This window comes from Streptomyces sp. NPDC051907 (assembly GCF_040681075.1).
Taxonomy (GTDB): domain Bacteria; phylum Actinomycetota; class Actinomycetes; order Streptomycetales; family Streptomycetaceae; genus Streptomyces.
This window is the reverse complement of sequence record NZ_JBFAYB010000010.1, coordinates 1-20,962: the sequence shown is the minus strand read 5'-3', so window position 1 is coordinate 20,962 and position 20,962 is coordinate 1. Positions and strand designations below refer to the sequence as shown.

The 20,962-nt window shown below is 68.6% G+C and carries 18 protein-coding genes; 10 read left to right on the top strand and 8 right to left on the bottom strand.

Translation table 11 applies throughout. From position 1 onward, the window contains the following. Positions 1 to 541 precede the first annotated feature (541 nt). Positions 542 to 2,311 (bottom strand): chromosomal replication initiator protein DnaA, encoded by a 1,770-nt coding sequence (gene dnaA, locus AB0M39_RS09210; protein WP_365361853.1) that lies wholly within the window; start codon positions 2,309 to 2,311, stop codon positions 542 to 544. Between the two features lie 367 nt (positions 2,312 to 2,678). Here dnaA and rpmH point away from each other — a divergent pair, with 367 nt between their 5' ends. The 9 genes from rpmH to AB0M39_RS09165 all read left to right on the top strand — a co-directional run bounded on the left by rpmH (position 2,679) and on the right by AB0M39_RS09165 (position 9,582). Next, on the top strand, positions 2,679 to 2,816 hold the full coding sequence (gene rpmH / locus AB0M39_RS09205; protein WP_010985740.1) for a 50S ribosomal protein L34: 138 nt from the start codon (positions 2,679 to 2,681) through the stop codon (positions 2,814 to 2,816). A gap of 18 nt (positions 2,817 to 2,834) precedes the next feature. Further along, positions 2,835 to 3,206: a ribonuclease P protein component gene (gene rnpA / locus AB0M39_RS09200; protein WP_365361850.1), complete on the top strand. Its 372-nt coding sequence runs from the start codon at positions 2,835 to 2,837 to the stop codon at positions 3,204 to 3,206. Then, complete coding sequence (gene yidD / locus AB0M39_RS09195; RefSeq protein ID WP_365361848.1) at positions 3,203 to 3,562, top strand: membrane protein insertion efficiency factor YidD; 360 nt, start codon at positions 3,203 to 3,205, stop codon at positions 3,560 to 3,562. The genes rnpA and yidD overlap by 4 nt, the downstream gene beginning before the upstream one ends. Before the next feature lie 3 nt (positions 3,563 to 3,565). Then, complete coding sequence (gene yidC / locus AB0M39_RS09190) at positions 3,566 to 4,828, top strand: membrane protein insertase YidC (protein WP_365361846.1); 1,263 nt, start codon at positions 3,566 to 3,568, stop codon at positions 4,826 to 4,828. A 14-nt stretch (positions 4,829 to 4,842) separates the two neighbouring features. Continuing rightward, the gene (locus AB0M39_RS09185) at positions 4,843 to 5,355 is read left to right on the top strand and encodes a R3H domain-containing nucleic acid-binding protein (protein WP_365361844.1); all 513 of its coding nucleotides are present in this window, start codon (positions 4,843 to 4,845) and stop codon (positions 5,353 to 5,355) included. A 113-nt stretch (positions 5,356 to 5,468) separates the two neighbouring features. Further along, on the top strand, positions 5,469 to 6,185 hold the full coding sequence (gene rsmG / locus AB0M39_RS09180; RefSeq protein ID WP_365361842.1) for a 16S rRNA (guanine(527)-N(7))-methyltransferase RsmG: 717 nt from the start codon (positions 5,469 to 5,471) through the stop codon (positions 6,183 to 6,185). Between the two features lie 306 nt (positions 6,186 to 6,491). Continuing rightward, positions 6,492 to 7,565, top strand: coding sequence for a ParA family protein (locus AB0M39_RS09175; protein WP_365362032.1), 1,074 nt, complete (start codon positions 6,492 to 6,494; stop codon positions 7,563 to 7,565). Further along, positions 7,562 to 8,656 (top strand): ParB/RepB/Spo0J family partition protein, encoded by a 1,095-nt coding sequence (locus AB0M39_RS09170; RefSeq protein WP_365361840.1) that lies wholly within the window; start codon positions 7,562 to 7,564, stop codon positions 8,654 to 8,656. Before AB0M39_RS09175 ends, AB0M39_RS09170 begins: the two co-directional genes overlap by 4 nt. A gap of 308 nt (positions 8,657 to 8,964) precedes the next feature. Next, positions 8,965 to 9,582 carry a GNAT family N-acetyltransferase gene (locus tag AB0M39_RS09165; RefSeq protein WP_365361838.1) on the top strand — a complete coding sequence of 206 codons (618 nt, stop codon included), beginning with the start codon at positions 8,965 to 8,967 and terminating at the stop codon, positions 9,580 to 9,582. 79 nt (positions 9,583 to 9,661) lie between these two features. On the opposite strand, the gene trxA is transcribed toward AB0M39_RS09165, so the two are convergent. From trxA to AB0M39_RS09130, 7 genes are all read right to left on the bottom strand, one after another. Then, positions 9,662 to 9,994, bottom strand: coding sequence for a thioredoxin (gene trxA / locus AB0M39_RS09160; protein ID WP_365361836.1), 333 nt, complete (start codon positions 9,992 to 9,994; stop codon positions 9,662 to 9,664). Positions 9,995 to 10,056: 62 nt separating this feature from the next. Next, positions 10,057 to 11,013 (bottom strand): thioredoxin-disulfide reductase, encoded by a 957-nt coding sequence (gene trxB / locus AB0M39_RS09155; RefSeq protein WP_365361834.1) that lies wholly within the window; start codon positions 11,011 to 11,013, stop codon positions 10,057 to 10,059. Positions 11,014 to 11,137: 124 nt separating this feature from the next. Beyond that, entirely contained in the window at positions 11,138 to 12,043 is a 906-nt protein-coding gene (locus AB0M39_RS09150; protein WP_365361832.1) for a hypothetical protein, read from the bottom strand. After that, positions 12,040 to 12,744, bottom strand: a complete 705-nt coding sequence (sigM, locus tag AB0M39_RS09145; RefSeq protein WP_365361830.1) for an RNA polymerase sigma factor SigM — start codon at positions 12,742 to 12,744, stop codon at positions 12,040 to 12,042. The genes AB0M39_RS09150 and sigM overlap by 4 nt, the downstream gene beginning before the upstream one ends. A gap of 25 nt (positions 12,745 to 12,769) precedes the next feature. Next, positions 12,770 to 14,473: a protein kinase family protein gene (locus AB0M39_RS09140; RefSeq protein ID WP_365361828.1), complete on the bottom strand. Its 1,704-nt coding sequence runs from the start codon at positions 14,471 to 14,473 to the stop codon at positions 12,770 to 12,772. 120 nt (positions 14,474 to 14,593) lie between these two features. Further along, positions 14,594 to 16,789 (bottom strand): murein biosynthesis integral membrane protein MurJ, encoded by a 2,196-nt coding sequence (gene murJ / locus AB0M39_RS09135; RefSeq protein ID WP_365361826.1) that lies wholly within the window; start codon positions 16,787 to 16,789, stop codon positions 14,594 to 14,596. A 45-nt stretch (positions 16,790 to 16,834) separates the two neighbouring features. Further along, on the bottom strand, positions 16,835 to 19,207 hold the full coding sequence (locus tag AB0M39_RS09130) for a DUF6049 family protein (RefSeq protein WP_365361824.1): 2,373 nt from the start codon (positions 19,205 to 19,207) through the stop codon (positions 16,835 to 16,837). A 180-nt stretch (positions 19,208 to 19,387) separates the two neighbouring features. Here AB0M39_RS09130 and AB0M39_RS09125 point away from each other — a divergent pair, with 180 nt between their 5' ends. Next, positions 19,388 to 20,854 carry a CCA tRNA nucleotidyltransferase gene (locus AB0M39_RS09125; protein WP_365361822.1) on the top strand — a complete coding sequence of 489 codons (1,467 nt, stop codon included), beginning with the start codon at positions 19,388 to 19,390 and terminating at the stop codon, positions 20,852 to 20,854. Positions 20,855 to 20,962 lie beyond the last annotated feature (108 nt).

The window sequence follows — 20,962 nt, the reverse complement described above, 5'->3', positions numbered from 1 at the left end:
GCCTGACCTGGGGTGATCAAGTCTCGGCGGACGCACCTGTGGACGCAGTCTGGACAACTTCCCAGTCCCCAGGCTGTGGACGGAAGATCGTCCCCAGATCTGTGGAGAAAGGCTTCCCCTCGGCACGTATTCGAACACTGCTGGTGTCCCGAGGGCGTCCGGGAGGCGTCCGCGGGTGGGCGGTGGGGGCGCGGCGGGCCCTCCTCTGAGCCTCTGCGGAGCCTTTTCAGGGCCCGGAACGGTGTCTGCGAGCGCTCCTGCGACGCCTATGGCGACGTCCACAGAGACCTCCCCAGCGACGCCTGCGGCGATGTCTGCGGCGCGACGGGCCCGGTCGGCCACGTCCGCGAGCGTGGGCAGCGACTGCCCGGGAGCCGCTATAGATCGCGGAACGACGAAGGGCGCCCCGGGACGTGAGTCCCAGAGCGCCCTCGAAGGCGTTCCGCGGCGGCTGTGGAGGCCGTGAGGCGGGGCCGCAGGCCCGGCGCAGGGCGGCCGGCGGACTGCCCTGCCAGGTGTGCCCTGTGCCCCGTGCCCTGTGTCAGCCGTTCTTGATGCGGTTGGTGAGCTCGGTGACCTGGTTGTAGATCGAGCGGCGCTCGGCCATCAGCGCGCGGATCTTGCGGTCCGCGTGCATCACGGTCGTATGGTCGCGGCCGCCGAACTGCGCGCCGATCTTCGGCAGCGACAGGTCCGTGAGCTCGCGGCACAGGTACATCGCGATCTGCCGGGCCGTCACCAGCACGCGGCTGCGCGAGGATCCGCAGAGGTCCTCCACTGTCAGCCCGAAGTAGTCGGCCGTCGCCGCCATGATCGCGCTCGCCGTGATCTCGGGCGCCGCGTCCTCGCCGCCGGGGATCAGGTCCTTCAGCACGATCTCGGTGAGCCCGAGGTCCACCGGCTGCCGATTGAGGCTGGCGAAGGCGGTCACACGGATCAGCGCGCCCTCGAGCTCGCGGATGTTCCGCGAGATCCGGGACGCGATGAACTCCAGCACCTCCGGTGGAGCGTTGAGCTGCTCCTGCACCGCCTTCTTGCGCAGGATCGCAATCCGCGTCTCCAGCTCCGGCGGCTGTACGTCGGTGGTGAGGCCCCATTCGAAACGGTTCCTCAACCGGTCCTCGAGCGTCATCAGCTGCTTGGGCGGCCGGTCCGAGGAGAGCACGATCTGCTTGTTGGCGTTGTGGAGCGTGTTGAAGGTGTGGAAGAACTCCTCCTGCGTCGACTCCTTGCTCGCCAGGAACTGGATGTCGTCGACGAGCAGGATGTCCACATCGCGGTAGCGCTTGCGGAAGGTGTCGCCCTTGCCGTCGCGAATGGAGTTGATGAACTCGTTGGTGAACTCCTCCGAGCTCACGTACCGCACCCGCGTGCCCGGATAGAGGCTGCGCGCGTAGTGCCCGATGGCGTGCAGCAGGTGGGTCTTGCCGAGCCCCGACTCGCCATAGATGAACAGCGGGTTGTACGCCTTCGCCGGCGCCTCGGCGACCGCCACGGCCGCGGCGTGCGCGAACCGGTTGGACGCGCCGATGACGAATGTGTCGAAGAGGTACTTCGGGTTCAGCCGGGCGTGCGGCTCTCCCGGGCCGGGCGCCGGCGCGGGCTGCGCTCCCAGCGGTCCGGGGGCCCCGCCCGTCGAGCCGCCGGGCCCGCCGCGGTGCGGGCCCTGGTGGTCGTGGAGGTCATGGCGCTCGGGCCGCTGCTGTTCGTACGGCTGGCGCTCGGGCGGCTGCGGCTGCCGGTAGTCGTGCTGCGGCTGACGCGGCCGGGCCGTGGCGTACGGGTCGCGGTCCTGGAAGCCGCCGAGCCGCGGCTGCTGCCAGGACAGGTCCTCCTGAGTACGCGGCCACGCGCCGGGCTCCGGGCGCTGCTGCTGGTACTCGGGGTAGGCGGGGCGGACGTCCGGCAGCCCGTCGTCTGAGGGCCGGCGCCCATAGCTGTCGTACGGATCGTTCTGCCGCTCGTCGTGCTGCGGACCCTGATAGCGAGGGGCCTGCGGCTGCTGAGCGGGCGGGGCCTGCGGGCCGGGCGCATCGCCCACGGAGTCGTCGACGGTGATCGCGATCCGGATCGGGCGGCCGCACTCACGGCTGAGCGTCTCGCTGATCAGCGGGGCGAGCCGGCCCTCCAGGACGCGCTTGCCCCACTCGTTGGGCACGGCGAGCAGCGCGGTGTCGGCTACCAGCGCGAGCGGCTGGCAGCGCTCGATCCACTGCTTGTCTTTTGGCTCGATGCCCTGCTGGCCCTCTGCGAGGAGTTGCTCCAGCACTCGTGGCCACACTGCGGCAAGATCAGCAGGTACATCAGCCACAAGGCACGCTCTCTCACAGGTCCCGTCCCACGAATGTGTGGTTCTCGGGACGGGATGGGAAGACAGGCAGGAAATGAATCGGAGTTCAGCCACGGTAGTCAGGCCGACCCGTACGGTTCAAGTTGTTGTCCACAGCCTGTGCACAGTGGAGCCCGTCATCGGCCTGGTTTGACCGGATGGCGTAGCCGCGCGTACCGTAACCAGGTCGAGTTGTCGATGGCTGCTGCCGCCTGCCTCCGATGGGCAATGATCACGGTCTGTGATCGTGAAGCGGTGTGCACTGGGGCGTAATCGCGAGCTTCTCGTGGGCGCACGGTGACAGCCAGGCGATGTCCCGCCATCTACGAATCATTTCTGGAGCCCCCGAGTGAGCAAGCGCACCTTCCAGCCGAACAATCGTCGTCGCGCGAAGACCCACGGTTTCCGTCTCCGCATGCGGACCCGTGCCGGCCGCGCGATCCTCGCGTCCCGCCGTGGCAAGGGTCGCGCCAGCCTGTCCGCCTGATCGTTAACAGGTCATGACGTGCTGCCTACCGAGAATCGGCTGAGGCGGCGCGAGGACTTCGCGACCGCGGTACGACGAGGACGCCGGGCAGGCCGCCCGCTCCTGGTCGTCCATCTACGCAGCGGTTCAACGGACCCGCACGCGCCTGGGGAGAGCGCTCCCCCGACGTGTGCGGGTTTCGTCGTGAGCAAGGCCGTGGGCGGGGCGGTCGTGCGCAACAAGGTCAAGCGGAGACTGCGCCACCTCATACGCGACCGGCTCGCCCTGCTGCCCCCCGGTAGCCTGGTGGTCGTACGGGCGCTGCCCGGAGCGGGCGACGCCGAACATGCACAGCTGGCCCGAGACCTGGACGCCGCTCTCCAGCGGCTGCTGGGAGGGGGCGCGCGATGAAGTACCCGCTGCTGGCTCTGATCAAGCTGTATCAGTGGACGATCAGCCCGATGCTGGGGCCCGTCTGCAGGTACTACCCATCGTGTTCCCACTACGGGTATACGGCCATTGACCGGCATGGCGCGGTGAAGGGAACAGCTCTCACTGCCTGGCGCATCCTGCGGTGCAATCCGTGGTCGCCGGGCGGCGTGGACCATGTGCCTCCGCGTAAGCGGCCGCGATGGCACGAAATGCTGCGCGACGCCTTGCGCGGCAGCAAGGGCGGGCACTCCGCCGCTGATGTGCCTCCCCTGAGGTCGGCTCCCGAACCCCCGAGCCCGGCCGCAGAGACCTCGCCCAATGCTCAAGGAGCCTGATTAGTGGACACGCTTGCCAGTCTGTTCAGCTTTATCACCACGCCTGTTTCATGGGTCATTGTCCAGTTCCACTCCCTCTACGGTGCGCTCTTCGGCCCCGATACGGGCTGGGCCTGGGGACTGTCCATCGTGTCCCTGGTGATCCTCATCCGGATCTGTCTGATTCCGCTTTTTGTGAAGCAGATCAAGGCGACCCGGAACATGCAGGCGCTCCAGCCGAAGATGAAGGCGATCCAGGAGCGCTACAAGAGCGACAAGCAGCGTCAGTCCGAAGAGATGATGAAGCTGTACAAGGAGACGGGCACCAACCCGCTCTCCTCGTGCCTTCCGATCCTCGCGCAGTCGCCGTTCTTCTTCGCCCTCTACCACGTGCTCAGCGAGATCGCCGCGGGTAACCCGGTCGGTGTTCTGAACCAGAGCCTGGTCGACAGCGCCCGGCAGGCCCACATCTTCGGCGCTCCCATCGCCGCGAAGTTCATGGACAGCCCGGAGAAGGTCGAGGCGCTGAACGCCTCCCTGACCGATGTCCGCATCGTCACCGCGGTCATGATCGTGATGATGTCCGCGTCGCAGTTCTACACGCAGCGCCAGCTGATGCAGAAGAACGTCGACCTGACGGTCAAGACGCCGTACATGCAGCAGCAGAAGATGCTGATGTACATCTTCCCGGTCATCTTCGCCGTGATGGGCATCAACTTCCCCGTCGGCGTCCTCGTCTACTGGCTGACCACCAACGTGTGGACCATGGGCCAGCAGATGTACGTGATCAACCAGAACCCCACCCCGGGCTCCAAGGCGCAGGACAACTACCTGCAGCGTCTGCTGAAGAGCGTCGCCTCCCACGGCGAGGTGCGCGGCCGCCGCAGGCGGGGCGTCGTCCAGGCCATCGTGGCCAAGGGCACGGACCGCAACGACAACGAGCGCAAGTTCATCACGGGCCTCGCCAAGGCCGGCTTCGCCGCCCAGGCGGACGGCACGGTGGCCAAGAGCGACGTCGCCGAGGCCGAGTCCGAGGGCGGCGCGGCGCACAGGCGGCAGCAGCCCAAGCGCCAGAGCAAGGCCCAGCGTCAGTCCGCCGCCCAGCAGGCCGCGGCCAAGGACGCCGAGGAGACCGACTCCGTGTCGAAGACCTCGCTCACGAAGGACGAGCCCCAGGACGCGAAGCCGAAGCAGGGCGCCAAGCCCGCCTCCGGTTCCGCCCGCCAGCCCAAGCCCGGACAGCGCAAGGGCCAGCAGCGGCCCAAGCACCCGTCGTCCAAGAAGTAAAAAGGAGTCCATCCGTGACGGAAGGCACCACCTCCGCCGCCGCTGAGGGTGGCGACACCCTGACCCGCCTCGAGCAGGAAGGGGAGATCGCGGCCGACTACCTCGAGGGTCTGCTCGACATCGCCGACCTCGACGGCGACATCGACATGGACGTCGAGGCCGACAGGGCTGCGGTCTCGATCATCAGCGACTCGAGCAGCCGTGATCTGCAGAAGCTCGTGGGCCGTGACGGCGAGGTCCTGGAGGCTCTCCAGGAGCTGACCCGTCTCGCCGTGCACCGTGAGACCGGGGACCGCAGCCGGCTCATGCTGGACATCGCCGGCTTCCGAGCCAAGAAGCGCACCGAGCTCGCCGAGCTCGGCGCCAAGACCGCCAACGAGGTGAAGAGCACCGGCGAGCCGGTGAAGCTGAACCCGATGACGCCTTTCGAGCGCAAGGTCGTGCACGACGCGGTCGCGGCCGCGGGTCTGCGCAGCGAGTCCGAGGGCGAGGAGCCGCAGCGCTTCGTCGTCGTACTCCCTGCCTGACCTCCATCGTTTACTCGGCCCCGTCTGTTCGCAGGCGGGGCCGATCTTTGTCAGCCTGATAGTCAGCCACCACAGTCCACATAGCGGCAGTGCGGTACGGAAGGACGGTTCCCGTGACGGAGGCAGCAGAGCTTCCCCAAGCGCCCGAAGAGGCGCAGACGGTATTCGGAGAGTTCTTTCCGGAAGCCGTGCGGTACGCCGAGCTGCTCGCGGACGCCGGGGTCAAGCGCGGGCTGATCGGACCCCGAGAAGTGCCGCGGCTGTGGGAGCGGCACCTGCTGAACTGCGCGGTGCTCTCCGAGGTCGTGCCGGAAGGCGTCACGGTCTGCGACGTCGGCTCCGGGGCCGGCCTGCCGGGCATCCCGCTGGCGCTGGTCCGTCCAGATCTGAAGATCACGCTTCTGGAGCCGCTGCTGCGGCGTACGAACTTTCTCCAGGAAGTCGTCGAGCTGCTGGGGCTGGACCATGTCACCGTGGTCCGCGGGCGCGCCGAAGAGGTTCTCGGCAAGCTCCCGCCGGTGCACGTGGTGACGGCCCGCGCGGTGGCGCCCCTGGACCGGCTGGCCGGCTGGGGGGTGCCCCTGCTCCGTCCGTACGGAGAGATGCTGGCCCTCAAGGGCGACACGGCCGAAGAGGAGATCCAGGGCGCCCGGGCCGCACTGAGCAAGCTCGGCGTCGTGCAGACGTCGGTGCTGCATGTGGGTGAGGGGATCGTCGATCCGCTGTCCACGGTGGTGCGGGTCGAGGTCGGCGAGAGCCCCGGCGGTGTGCGCTTCGCCGCGAAGCGGGCTAAGGCGGCCCGGACGAGCCGTACGCGTCGGCGGCGCTGAGCTCCGCGATGTGATCCGCGCGACGCTCCGCTGGATAACGATCTGGTCTGTCCGTACTGACTATCAGCGATGCTCCATACAAGCTGCCATACGTACGCATTTCGGAGTGTCGAGCCGGTGTGGTGAAGCGGCGCGTGCATCGTGTTTCACGTGAAACGTCGCTCACTGCTGCACGGAATCATCAGCCGCGGCCGTGCTGCCGCGCCGTCCAAGGGCCGCAAGCCCCTCGTGCGGGCTACGGAGATGTCCACAGAGGTGGATTCATCCACAGAACAACGGGCCTCGCTGGTTCACGACCCCGAAAGCATGGCAGGCTCTGTGCATTGCGAGCCTGAAGTCGAGGAGAGTGAATCCTTGCGGTCCGACGCCAACATCGCGGGACCGATGACCGATCCGGTCCCCGGTCCCCGTACCGAGTCGGCGGGGGAGGATGTTTCACGTGAAACACCGCCCCCGATGGACGACACCCCCATTGGTCGCGCTGCCCAACTGGCAGTGGAAGCGCTGGGGCGCGCCGGCGAGGGTCTGCCTCGGCCTGAGCAGACACGCGTCATGGTTGTCGCCAACCAGAAGGGCGGCGTAGGCAAGACCACCACCACGGTCAACCTCGCGGCCTCCCTCGCGCTGCATGGCGCGCGCGTCCTGGTGGTCGACCTGGATCCACAGGGCAACGCCTCCACGGCGCTGGGGATCGATCACCACGCCGAAGTCCCCTCGATCTATGACGTCCTGGTGGAGAGCAAGCCGCTCTCCGAAGTGGTCCAGCCGGTCCCGGACGTCGAAGGTCTCTTCTGCGCCCCAGCCACCATCGATCTCGCCGGTGCGGAGATCGAGCTGGTGTCGCTGGTGGCGCGGGAGAGCCGACTGCAGAGAGCGATCCAGGCGTATGAGCAGCCGCTGGACTACATCCTCATCGACTGCCCGCCCTCGCTCGGCCTGCTGACCGTCAATGCACTGGTCGCCGGCGCAGAGGTGCTCATCCCCATCCAGTGCGAGTACTACGCGCTGGAAGGGCTGGGCCAGCTCCTGCGGAACGTCGACCTGGTGCGGGGGCACCTCAACCCCCATCTTCATGTGTCGACGATCCTGCTCACCATGTACGACGGCAGAACCAGGCTCGCTTCCCAGGTCGCGGACGAGGTCCGCAGCCACTTCGGGGAGGAGGTGCTGCGGACGAGCATCCCGCGCTCGGTACGCATCTCGGAGGCCCCGAGCTATGGACAGACGGTGCTGACCTACGACCCGGGTTCCAGTGGATCCTTGTCGTATCTCGAGGCGGCCCGTGAGATCGCGCTGCGGGGGGTCGGGGTGCAGTACGACCCGCAGCATGCCCATGTGGGCAGCCAGAACCGCCAGAACACCTCGGAGGGGATCCAGTGAGTGAGCGACGTAGAGGATTGGGGCGTGGGCTCGGCGCGCTGATCCCTGGCGCCCCACAGGAGAAGCAGGCGCCCCAGCCTGGGGCGTCGGCGTCTCCGGGAGCGGTGCCGGTGCTGACCGCCGAGCGCGGTGTGGCCGCGGCCAAGGTGGCGACGCTGCCCGCCGCTGCCACAGCGCCGGACGCGAGCATGCCCGTCGAGCCGGAGGCGGCGTCTGAGCCGGCCCCGACGGCGGGGGCGTACTTCGCCGAACTGCGACTGGGCTCGATCACGCCGAACCCCCGTCAGCCCCGTGAGGTGTTCGACGAGGACGCTCTCGCGGAGCTGGTGACCTCCATCCAGGAAGTCGGGCTCCTCCAGCCCATCGTCGTACGGCAGCTGGGTCCCGAGCGGTACGAGCTCATCATGGGCGAGCGCCGCTGGAGGGCTTGCCGTGAGGCCGGCCTGGAGCGGATTCCCGCGATCGTCAAGGACACGGACGATGAGAAGCTCCTCCTGGACGCGCTGCTGGAGAACCTGCACCGCGCTCAGCTGAACCCGCTGGAAGAGGCCGCGGCCTACGACCAGCTGCTCGAGGACTTCAACTGCACGCACGACCAGCTCGCCGACCGGATCGGGCGCTCGCGACCGCAGGTGTCCAACACACTCCGGCTGCTGCGTCTCTCGGCGCCGGTCCAGCGCCGTGTCGCCGCGGGCGTGCTGTCGGCCGGCCATGCGCGGGCCCTTCTCTCGGTGGCGGACACCGAGGAGCAGGACCGTCTGGCGCACAAGATCGTGGCCGAGGGTCTCTCGGTGCGCGCGGTCGAAGAGCTTGTGACGCTGCTCAACTCGAGCTCCAAGAGCACGCCCAAGCCGAAGAGCCCTCGGGCCGGTGCGCGGTTGTCGCCGGCGCTGACGGACCTCGCCTCCCGACTCTCGGATCGCTTCGAGACAAGAGTGAAGGTCGATCTCGGTCAGAAGAAGGGAAAGATCGTCGTTGAGTTCGCGTCGATAGACGATCTGGAGCGCATCCTCGGAACCCTTGCCCCTGGCGAGGGACGCGTCCTGGAGAAGGGGCTCGACGAGGAGAGCGAGGACGGCGACGAGGGCTGAGCCCTCCCACGCCGACACTGAGGGCGGGCCGTGTGCGGTTGTTACCGAACACGATCCGCCCTTTGTCGTCTGGCGGTATCCGCGCCAGTGCTGGGTGGATACGATGCGTTCTGGTATGGCGCATCCACCTTGATCCACCTCAGAGGGAGGGCGAGGGCCATGCGATCGGTGAGTCGCAGCCAACTGGTGACCGCAGGATTGGGCCTTGGGGCCGTCGGCGGGTTCGTCAGCAGCCTGCTCCGGGAGAGGAGCGCACTCGCTGCTGCTCGAAACGCGGCGGCAGGCGAAGGAAGTGAGGAAGTGCCGCCATGGGACGTCGGCTCGTACCGCTCACGCTGGACAACCTTTCGGACCTTCCCAAGCGCTGCCGTGCGTGCGTCTTCTGGGAGCTTGATCCGGTCAGCGGGGAAGCAGCAGTAAAAGCGGGGACGCCCGAGCTGGAGAAAGAGGCGTGGATCTCGGCTGTGCTGCTGGAGTGGGGCTCCTGCGGCCGCGTCGTCTATGTGGACGAGGTGCCGGTCGGCTTCGTCCTCTACGCGCCTGCGGCGTATGTGCCGCGCTCGACGGCGTTCCCCACGAGTCCCGTGTCGGCGGATGCTGTCCAGCTGATGACCGCCTGGATCATGCCGGGCTATCAGGGGCAGGGTCTCGGCCGGGTGATCGTGCAGACCGTCGCCAAGGATCTGCTGCGGCGGGGGTTCAAGGCGATCGAGGCGTTCGGCGATGCCCGCTGGAAGGAGCCCGCCTGTGTGCTCCCTGCCGACCATCTGCTGGCGGTGGGCTTCAAGACCGTGCGCCCGCATCCGACGTACCCACGGCTGAGGCTTGAGCTGCGGACCACGCTCTCCTGGAAGGAAGACGTGGAGCTGGCGCTGGACCGGCTGCTGGGCGCCGTGCAGAAGGAGCCGGTGCTTCGGCCGCTGTGACCCTGAGAACGACAATGGGCTCATCCCCGGGAAGGGGATGAGCCCATTGGTGTTTCACGTGAAACACAGATGGCTGCGACTACTCGCCGATGAAGCTCTCAAGGTCGCGGGCGATCGCGGCCTTCGGCTTGGCGCCGACGATCGTCTTCACGACCTCGCCGTTCTGGTAGACGTTCAGCGTCGGGATGGACATGACGCCGTACTTGGCAGCGGTGGCCGGGTTCTCGTCGATGTTGAGCTTCACGACCTCGATCTTCTCGCCGTGCTCGGCCGCGATGGCTTCGAGGGACGGAGCGATCTGGCGGCACGGACCGCACCAGGCAGCCCAGAAGTCGACCAGTACGGGCTTGTCGCTCTTGAGGACGTCCTCTTCGAAGGAGCTGTCGGTCACGTTCTTCAGGGCGCCGGCCACGGCGGCCTCCTTACTTCTTTACGGGGTGTGAGGGGGTGGTGTGCAGGGATCCGACCGCAGGGTCAGACCGCAGCGGTCTGCTCGCTGTCGGCCAGGGCGGCGAGGTAGCGCTCAGAGTCGAGCGCGGCCGAGCAACCGGTTCCGGCGGCGGTGATGGCCTGACGGTAGGTGTGGTCGACGACGTCGCCCGCGGCGAAGACCCCCGTCACGTTGGTGCGCGTGGACGGCGCCTCGACCTTCAGGTAACCCTCGTCGTCCAGCTCCAGCTGGCCCTTGAAGAGCTCGGTGCGCGGGTCGTGGCCCACGGCGATGAACAGACCAGTGACGGCGAGCTCGGAGGTCGCACCCGTCTTGGTGTTGCGCAGGGTCAGACCAGAGAGCTTCTGCTCGCCATGGATCTCCGCGACCTCGCTGTCCCAGGCGAAGGAGATCTTCGGGTCGGCGAAGGCGCGGTCCTGCATGGCCTTGGAGGCACGCAGCGCGTCGCGGCGGTGGACGATGGTGACGGACTTGGCGAAGCGGGAGAGGAACGTGGCCTCTTCCATCGCGGTGTCGCCGCCGCCGATCACGGCGATGTCCTGGTCCTTGAAGAAGAACCCGTCGCACGTCGCGCACCAGGAGACGCCGCGACCGGAGAGCGCGTCCTCGTTGGGGAGGCCGAGCTTGCGGTGCTGGGAGCCGGTGGTGACGATGACCGCCTTGGCGCGGTGGACGGTGCCCGCCGTGTCGGTGACGGTCTTGATCTCACCGCTGAGGTCGACGGCCACGACGTCGTCCGGGACCAGCTCGGCGCCGAAGCGCTCGGCCTGGGCGCGCATGTTGTCCATGAGGTCCGGACCCATGATGCCCTCGCGGAAACCGGGGAAGTTCTCCACCTCGGTCGTGTTCATCAGCGCACCGCCGGCGGTGACTGCTCCCTCGAACACCAGCGGCTGCAACGATGCGCGCGCGGTGTAGAGCGCGGCCGTGTAGCCCGCCGGCCCGGAGCCGATGATGATCACGTTACGGACGTCGCTCACGGGTTTCTTCCTCGTCTCTGCAGACTGCTTACTGCCACCGGGGCGGGTCAACGACTCTCACCCCACCCAACGGATCCTACGGGGCTTGCATTCCCGAGACGGCAGCGCGGCGCGGCGGCAGATGTCAGCGGCGAGGGTACGCGTCGGTGAGCAGCAGTTTCCCGGTGCGCGCGTCGGTCGCATCGACACAGGAGGCGTCAATCACGTATGCCTGCACCTTGGTGGCGTCCGTGGTGTGCGGGAGCACGACGAGGTAGGCGTTGTCGCCGTCGTACGTCCCCTGCTCCACCGCAAGGGGGGAGTCGGCGCGGCCCGTCCCCTGCTGGACACAGGCAGGCACCTCGACCCTCGGAGTCTTCAGAGGGGAGGTGGGGCTCGACTGGGTGTCGATGGACGGCCCCTTCTCGTGCTCCTTGTTCATCCGCGGTTGCGGCTGCTGGGGCTGAGAGGCGAGCAGAGCCTCCACTCGGCCCTCGAGGCCGGACTGGGAGTAGTCGTGGGCGCCGCTCTCGGCGGCGCTGACGCCGGCTTCCTTCTTCACCCCGTCGCTGCTCGTGGTCTGCATGGACTGGAACAGCAGGAGGCTCACGCCGACGGCGGCCGCGCTGAAGGCGGTGCCGAGGACCACAGTGCGGCGGCGACGGGTCCGGCGGTTGCGGCCGGGTCCGGTCGCAGCGCGGGGGTGTCCTGCGGGACGGTCGGCGGGCGGGGTCTCCGGCGGCTCGGCAGCGGGCGATGTTTCACGTGAAACATGAGCCGCTTCGTCGGGTGCCGTGGCGTTCAGAAGGGCTTCGGCGGCGAGAGCGGCATCGATGCGGCCGGCGATGTCGGCGGGCATCCGCGGCGCGCCGGGCAGGGTGCCGAGCAGCCCGCGGATCTCCTCGAGGGACGCGCGGACATCCGCGCACAGGGGGCAGTCATTGAGGTGCTCGCGCACTTCGCCTGTGCGCTCGGGCGTCAGGAGCCCCTCGGTGAGGTCGGAGATCTCCGAGACGTCCGGGTGCTGAGTCGTGTCGGTCGTCGATGTCACGCGCGCCCACCTCCGCCCTTCACAGCTGCAGGGTCACTCGGCCCTGTGTCCCTTGGTCCCGATGCCGGTGGGACGGATTGCCCCGGCGTCCGGTTCCTTCCCACGCTGACGTCGGGGTTATCCCCTGCATCACTGCGCAGATGAGTGAGCATCGGCAACAGGCGTGCTCGCCCCCGTGCGCAGCGGCTTTTGACGGTTCCGGTCGGCACATCGAGGACGCGAGCGGCCTCGGCTACCGGGTAGCCCTGCATGTCCACCAGAACCAGCGCTGCTCGCTGATCCGGGGGGAGCTTCGCCAGTGCGGCGAGGAGCTCACGGTGGAGGTCCTGGCGCTCGGCTGGGGCCTCAGCGGACTCATGCGGCTCAAGCAGCTGCTCGAGCCGCTCGGTGTCGTCCACGGGGGAGGTCTTGCGTGAAGCGGCCTTGCGAGCCCGGTCGAGGCAGGCGTTCACCGTGATCCGATGCAGCCAGGTGGTGACGGCGGACTGGCCGCGAAAGGTGTGAGCGGCCCGGAAGGCGGAGACCAGCGCGTCCTGGACGGCGTCGGCGGCTTCCTCGCGGTCGCCGAGCGTGCGCAGGGCGACGGCCCACAGCCTGTCGCGGTGGCGCCGTACGAGCTCACCGAAGGCATCCGGGTCCCCCGCGACGTGGCGGGCCAGCAGGTCCTGGTCGCTTGTGTCGCCGAGTGTCGCGTCGTCCAACGGTGAGCCCCCTCCCCTGGTGCCGTCAGCTGGTGATCTTGATCTCCGAGATCTTGCCCCGGAAGTTGCCCTCGCTGGTCTGCGGCAGGTTGGTCAGCCAGACCAGAACGTACCGCGACTGCACGGGCTTCTTGGGCTTGAGGGACACATTTGTGCCGGTCCCCTGGGCCACCTTGGTGAAGGCGTCGAGCGTCGTCGGCTGGGCTGGGGCGCTCTCCGAGGCCGCCCGCAGCTCCACGGAGGTGTCTCCGCCGAGGAACGAGACGTTCACGGAGCCGACCTGCTGGACCTGGCCCAGGTCCAGCATGATCCCGACGCCCGACTTGAGGCCCCCGAAGTCGCTGCTGCGGATGTAGCCGTCGGTGTTCCAGAACGTCGACGGATTCCCGTCGTAGCTGTTCCTTATCCCGTCCGGCTTCTCGGACTGGTCCCCCAGCGGGTCGAAGTCGCGAGCCGCCACGATGGGGATCGGCTTGACGGGCTTCACGTCGGGGTTCTTCTCGCCGCCCGGATTGGACTGCGTGGTGCCGGGGTCCACCGGCTTGTTGTCCGGTTTGATCAGCTTGTCGGCGATCTGCCAGCTGCCCAGCCCCAGGGCGGCGATCAGAAGCGATGCCACAGCCCACTTCAGAACCCTGCCTGTGCGGCTCTGGAGCGGTGCGGGAGGGGTCGGCACCGCCTGGGTCGTGGCGGAGCCCGGGCGGTGCGCAGGACGGCCGTAGGTGCCCTGCTGGTACGTCGTGCGCTGGTAGTCCGGCGGAGAGGTGAAGGAAGGCTCCGGCGGACGGATGCGCGGCATCGCCGCGACGGCCTTCGCCAGCTCCTCAGGGGTGGTGCAGGGCGGCTCCTGGCGGGAGGCCGTGGCGCCGTCGTTGACCAGAGCGCGCATGGCGAGCTCGGACAGCCCGCGGTGGACGCCGGCCCTCACCTGGTCGGGGGCGATGAGCCCGACGCCCTTGGGCAGCCCTGAGAGGCCGTAGGCGTCGTTCTCGTACGGCCAGCGCTGGGTCAGCGCGGCGTACAGCAGAGCGCCGATGGCCTCAGTGTCCGTGCGCTGCGGGCCGTCCGCGGTGATGCCGCGCAGGGCGGCGTTCACGGCGAGGCCGCGGATGCGGTACTGCCCCGTCGAGCTGCGCAGCACCGCTCCCGGGGTGAGGCGCAGATGCGCCAGGCCCTCGCGGTGGGCTGCGGCCATGGCCTGGGAGAGCTGGTCGACGAGCTGGTAGGCGTCGTGCGGCTCCATCGGGCCCATGGCGAGCAGCGCGGTGAGCTCGGTGGCGTCGGGCAGCCACTCATGGACGACGTAGACGAGGTCGTTCTCCTCGACGGCGTCCAGGACCTGTACGAACCGGGGGTCGCCGAGCAGCGCCGAGGAGCGCGCCGCCGCGAGGACGGAGCGGGCCCGCGGGTGGTCGGCGGGGAGCAGATGAACCCCGACAGCGCGGCGCAGTTTCTCGTCGACTGCACGCCAGCTGCTGAAACCGTCCAGACGGGTGACGCACTCCTCGAGTCGGTAGCGTCTGGCGAGCTTGTGCCCGCTGTGCAGTTCGGGCGTCGCGATGGCGGTTTCGCCGCCTTGGCGTTCGCCGTTGGTGTCCGGCGCGGTCTTCTCCGCCGAGTCCTGGGATTCCGCCGCCCCGTCGGTCGTGGCCTTGCCCGCCTGTGCGGTCAGCGGGTCGTCTCCGCTGTTGTCGGCCACGTCGACGGCAGCCGTGCTACGTTCCGCCACCGTCGTTCCTGCCTCCCCATCCGTTGCGCCATATCCAACAGCCATGCCAATTGTGCCCACAGTCCGGTGCTATGCACGACACACGGCGCCAGCCGATGGTTGTGCAGTGTGCGGTCGCCACTAACGTCCGAGACGTCCGCGGACCATGCCGACCATGGCGTTGAGCTCTTCGATGCGCATCCGCTTCGCCGCGACGAAGAAGACGCCCAGAAGTGCGATTCCACCGGCGGTCAGCGCGGCGAACGAGCCCGCGGCGCCGCTGCCGAGTGTCTTGGTGACGGCGAAGGCGACCCCGCCGCCCACGATCGCCGCCGGGACGGAGGCCATGCACAGACGTGCGTACGTCCGCATGACGTGAGCGCCGTCCAGGTCGCCGCCCAGCCGCTTCTTCAGCCTGCGCCACGCGACGCCAACGCCCACGATGTAGGCGAGGCCGTACGAGGCGCCCATGCCCACGACCGCCCACCGCGAGGGCAGCACCAGGAAGCACAGGGCCGAGGCCGCCGCGTTCACCGCCGCGACGATGACGGTGTTGTAGAAGGGGGTCCGGGTGTCCTCGTAGGCGTAGAAACCGCGCAGGACGACGTACTGCACGGAGTACGGGATGAGGCCGAGGCCGAAGGCCATCAGGACGAAGCCGATGCCTCGGGCGCCGTCGGCTCCCGAGCCGGCGTAGAGCAGCGTCGCCATCGGCACGCCGAGGGCGAGGAAGGCGAACGCGCACGGGACGATCGCGACGGCTGAGGTCCGCAGACCGTAGGAGATGTCGTCTCGGACCGCGGCGGGGTCTCCGTCGCTGGCCGAGCGGGAGATCCTCGGCAGCACGGCGGTCATCACGGAGACCGTGATGATGGCCTGTGGCATCTGCCACAGCAGGAGCGCGTAGTTGTAGGCCGTGATGCCGGCGCCGGTGAAGCCCTTGTCCTCGGCGAGCGAGCCGGCCGCGGTGGCGAGCTGGGTGACGACGACCATGCCGAGCTGGTTGGCGAGGACGAAGAAGAACGTCCACTTGGCGAGCCCGACGGCCTTGCCCAGGCCGTGGCCCTTCCAGTCGAAGCGCAGCCGCATCGTGAAGCCGGCCTCGCGCAGGTACGGGATCATCGCCAGCGCCTGGACGACGAGGCCGAGGAGCGTGCCCAGGCCCAGCAGGCGAACGGCTTCCGGGGTGATGCTCCCGGCGTTGACGCCCGACTCGGTGAAGCTGCCGAACGCCCAGATGAACGCGCCGAAGGTCGCGATGATCACGATGTTGTTGAGGACCGGGGTCCACATCATCGCGCCGAAGCGGCCGCGGGCGTTGAGGATCTGGCCGAGCACCACGTGCAGGCCCATGAAGAACATGGTGGGCAGGCAGTAGCGGGCGAAGGCGACCGCCACCTCCATCTTCTGCGGGTCGGAGGCGATCGGCGTCGACATCATGCGGATGAGGACCGGTGCGGCCAGCACACAGACGATCGTGACGCCGGCCAGCAGCGTCACCACCAGGGTCAGCAGCCGGTTGGCGTACGCCTCGCCGCCGTCGTCGTCGTCCTTCATCGCGCGGACCAGCTGGGGGATGAAGACCGCGTTGAGGGCGCCGCCGCCGACCAGGACGTAGATCATCGTCGGCAGGACGTTGGCGACCTGGTACGAGTCGTTGAGCGTGCCGACGCCGATGGCGGCGGCCATCACCAGGGTCCGCAGGAAGCCGGTGAGTCGGGACACGATCGTGCCGGCCGCCATTATGGCGCTGGACTTCAGCAGGCTGGAGGCCCGGCCGCCGGACTTCTGGGGGGCCGGAGGCGCGGGCGGCGGCTCCGGGGCCACAGCGGCGGGCTGGGGGGAGGCCTGCTGATCGCGGAAGAGGTGAGCGAACGCGTCAGGCTCGGGCTCCTCCTCGCCGGCCTGGGTGACCAGCTCGTCGACGCCCGTGAACTGGGTGGTCCGCGCATCGTCCCCGTACGGCAGGTGCCGCGAGGGGCCGTCCGGCTCGGGCGGCGGGGTCTGCGCCCAGATCCGGGGGTCCGGGGCGTACTGAGAGGCCGCAGGCTGCTGGTAGAGCGGCTGCGGGTCCTGGTAGGTGCCCGGGGGCGGCGGAGGGTGGGACGCGCGGTCGTAGAGCGCCTCGGTCACCGGGTCCTGAGCGGACAGGTCCTGCGCCTGGTAGGGATCGCGGGCGTAGGCGTCCTGGACATAGGGGTCCTGGGCGTACTGATCAGCGGCGGGACGGGGCGGCGGAGCGCCCTGGCCCGGCACAGGGCGCTGGGGGTCCGCGCCAGGAGTGGGCGCAGCGCTGCCCGCGTCCTGACCGCGGTCACCGTCGTACGGCGCGTTCATTGCTACCCCACCTCATCGTCCCCGGCCGGCCGGCCACGACATCGCTCAACGGTCCACTTTCTCACCCGTGCCCGACGGGTCGCCGCTTTCCGGTTCGGTGTCCGGTGTCGGGTCACTCGCCTGCCCGGGATCAGGGCTGTCGATGCCACTTTCGGGGGCATCGGCTTCGGGGGCGCCGGCCTCGGCGGTGTCCTCGGCTGTCTCTGCCGTCTCGGCCGCATGCGCGGCCGCGGTGCGGGCCGCCGCGCGCTTGCGTCGGCTGTACATCCTGACACCCGCGAGGACGAGCAGCAGAACGCCTCCGGCGAGGACGAGCATCACCGTGGGAGTGAGCTCGGACACCTTCACCGTGAACTTCATGGGCTTGCCGTAGGGCTTGCCGTCCTCGGTGTAGAGCTGGCCCGTCATCGACACCGGGCCGTTGGCGTTGGCCTCCGCCGTGAACTTCACCGACTGGCTGTGGCCGCCGGCGACCGTGATGGGCTGCTCGGTGATGCCCTTGTCCTGCCCGAAATTCAGGCGGGTGGGCATATCCGAGCGGAGCCGGAGCACGAGGTGGTCGACGCCCTGGACCAGCTTGTTCTGCACGGTGACCGGGATGGTCGCGCTGCGCCCCGAAAGGGTCACGTCCGACTTCTCGATCAGCCGTACTTCCTCGGTGAGGCTCTGGAGGTAGCCGCTCACGCTGCCGCGGTACAGCTTGGCCTCGCCCTGGTGGCCTCGCCACGACGAGGACATCTCCCTGTCGATGGCCCGGCCGAAGGGCGTCACGACCCGGTGCTGGGCCGTGAGGATGACCTTGAAGTTGTCGAGGGTGTTCTGCGTGTTGCGGATGTCCTGGAACGCCTGGACCTGCAGCTCCTGCTTGCGCAGCCCCTCGGGGTAGCGCGAGGCGGCGGGCACCTTGGTGGTGGCCCCCGCGTCCGGCTTGGCGCCGGCGGCCGCGATCAGGTCGAGAGGCTGCGTCCAGCGCTGCGAGTCGAGGGCCCGCAGTGCGTTCGCCATCGACTGTGCCTGGGCCGCGGTCGGCATCCGCTGCGGGGCCACCACGATGCTCCGCTGCTTCTCCGGCTGCTGGAGGGTGAGCGCCAGCGACTGGGCCGCGAACTTCTGGACCGCGAGCGTGGAGTTCTCAGAGCGGAGCATGTCGCCCTGGAAGGCGGTGGAGAGCCGTGCGTCGGCGACCACCGCTGTCGTACCGCCGCCGATCGGCCGTGCGGCCGTAGGCGTGTAGGTCAGATCGTCCTCGAGGCTGTCGCTGCGCGCGATCACCTTGTGCGCGCCCGCCGACGTGGCGACGTCGACGATCGAGGAGTCGATCGCTCCGTCCACCGGCCAGGTGAAGTCGATCGAGGGCTTCACATGCAGGATCGTCTCCACCGTCGTCTCGGCCACCTCCGTGGCCGGCTGCAGATGGCTGAGTGAGCCGGAGACGTTCTTGCCGCGGTGGGCCAGGGAGGCCAGATCGGGATCGGCGAAGGGCAGCGCGACCACCTTGCGGCCCTGTACGGCGGCCTCGACGGCGCTCAGCCACCGCTTGGCGATGGCCTGGTTCTTGCCCGCGACGGTGGAGGTACCGCTCTTGACCTGGTAGTTCCTGGTCATCGCATCGACCGTGGCCAGGAGGTCGGGATCGATGACCCAGGTGACGGGCAGCTCGCTGCCCAGCGAGACCAGCTGGTCAAGGCGTCCGCCGGGGGCGAGCTCCTTTGCCAGCGTCTCGTCCTCGAAGACAGGCGTCTGCTGCTCGTCCGACCCGGTTTCCGCGGTGAGGTGAGTCGACGAGATGAGCGGCCAGAGATAGGTGAGCTGGGTCTTCTTCTCCGTGGCCTCGGGCTGCCAGGGGAGGAACGTCCGCTCGATCCCCAGAACGCGGCTCGAGGGCTCGCTCGGCGTCTGGCCCGACAGGGAGACGCCGAGCTGGTAGACCCCCTCTTCGTCGAGCTCGAGGTCGTTGACCGGGATGGAGAGCGTGAAGTCCTGGCTGATGCCGGCGGGGAGCCGGGGGATCTTGACCGTGTGCTTGCCGCCGATGGGCGACGGATCCACCCCGTAGGAGAAGCCGGTCCGCTCGGCCGCGGTGTCGATCGCGCTCCTGCCGGACAGCTTCGGGCCCACCCGGAGATCGATCTGGGCGTCGGTGACGGTCTGCTTGCCCTTGTTGATCACTGTGCCGGAGACGGTGAGGGTGTCGTCCTTCTCCGGAGCGGTCGGGGTGAGCGTGTCGAGGGACACATCGACGGTGCGGGAGCCGGTGGCTTCCTGAACCGTGTGCTCGGAGGCAGCGGCGGGCGTGGCCGGGCCGCCGTAGAGCAGGCCGGCCAAGAGCGGAGCGCCGAGGAACAAGGAGGCTGTGCGACGCAGCCATCGGCGGGCAGGAGAAGGACTCATCCCCTGGAAGTCTGCCGCCTCGGCCACGCGCTCGCCCGTCCCTCGTCGTCTGCTGCCGCTGGTCGTTCTCGGTTCTTGCGTCCACGCATGGTAACGAGGTGCGCCGCGCCGAAGTGCCGCGGAGTGCCCCACATGATCGGAAGGCACCTCTGGGGCCGCCATAAACAGGGGCGCTCCGGTCGGCCCGGGCACGTACCCTTTTCTGTTGTGCCGAACGCCAATGAAGACAACCCCACCGCACTGAGCCAGGTGCAACGCCGCGCGGTCAGCGAACTGCTGCGGGTCTCCCCAGTCGCCGACGACCTCGCCCGCCGTTTTCAGGAGGCCGGATTCAATCTGGCCCTGGTCGGCGGCTCGGTCCGGGACGCACTGCTCGGGCGGCTCGGCAATGACCTCGACTTCGCCACAGACGCCCGTCCCGAGGACGTTCTGAAGATCATCCGTCCCTGGGCGGACTCGGTGTGGGAGGTCGGGATCGCCTTCGGCACGGTCGGGTCGCAGAAGCGGGCCCAGGTCGGGGACACCATTCAGGACTTTCAGGTCGAGGTCACCACATACCGCTCAGAGGCGTACGACAGGACCTCCCGCAAGCCCGAGGTGTCCTACGGCGACTCGATCGAGGAAGACCTCGTACGGCGCGATTTCACGGTCAACGCGATGGCCGTCGCGCTGCCGCAGAAGGAGTTCGTCGACCCCCACGGCGGCTTGCAGGACCTCGCCGACCGCGTCCTGCGCACCCCGGGCACGCCCCATGAGTCCTTCTCGGACGACCCGCTGCGCATGATGCGCGCTGCCCGCTTCGCGGCGCAGCTGGACTTCGAGGTGGCCCCCGAGGTCGTCGCCGCGATGAAGGAGATGGCGGACCGCATCGAGATCGTCTCCGCCGAGCGCGTGCGTGACGAATTGAACAAGCTGATCCTCTCCGCGAACCCGCGCAAGGGACTGGCGCTGCTCGTCGACACCGGTCTGGCCGACCATGTGCTCCCCGAGCTGCCCGCGCTGCGTCTGGAGAGCGATGAGCATCACCGGCACAAGGACGTGTACGACCACTCGCTGATCGTCCTGGAGCAGGCCATCGACCTGGAGGAGAACGGCCCGGACCTGGTGCTCCGGCTGTCCGCGCTGCTCCACGACATCGGCAAGCCGCGGACGCGCCGCTTCGAGAAGGACGGTCGGGTCTCTTTCCACCATCACGAGGTGGTGGGCGCGAAGATGACCAAGAAGCGGATGACCGCGCTCAAGTACTCCAACGAGATGATCAAGGACGTCTCCCGTCTGGTGGAGTTGCATCTGCGCTTCCACGGCTATGGGACGGGCGAGTGGACCGACTCGGCGGTGCGGCGGTACGTACGCGATGCCGGGCCGCTGCTGAGCAGGCTGCACAAGCTGACCCGCTCGGACTGCACCACGCGCAATAAGCGCAAGGCAGGCGCCCTCTCCAAGGCGTACGACGGGCTCGAGGAGCGCATCGCGCAGCTGAAGGAGCAGGAGGAGCTGGACGCCATCCGCCCGGATCTGGACGGCAACCAGATCCAGCAGGTCCTGGGCGTGGGTCCCGGTCCGGTGATCGGCAAGGCGTACGCCTTCCTGCTGGATCTTCGGCTTGAGAACGGACCGATGGAGCAGGACGCGGCGGTCACGGCGCTCAAGGAGTGGTGGGCGACACAGGGCTGAGCGCGCATCGGCGCCCATGTTTCACGTGAAACATGGGCGGCCACTAGATACGCCGAGGGGCGATGTTTCACGTGAAAAATAGCGCCACGGCGGCTGGGGCTACGTGTT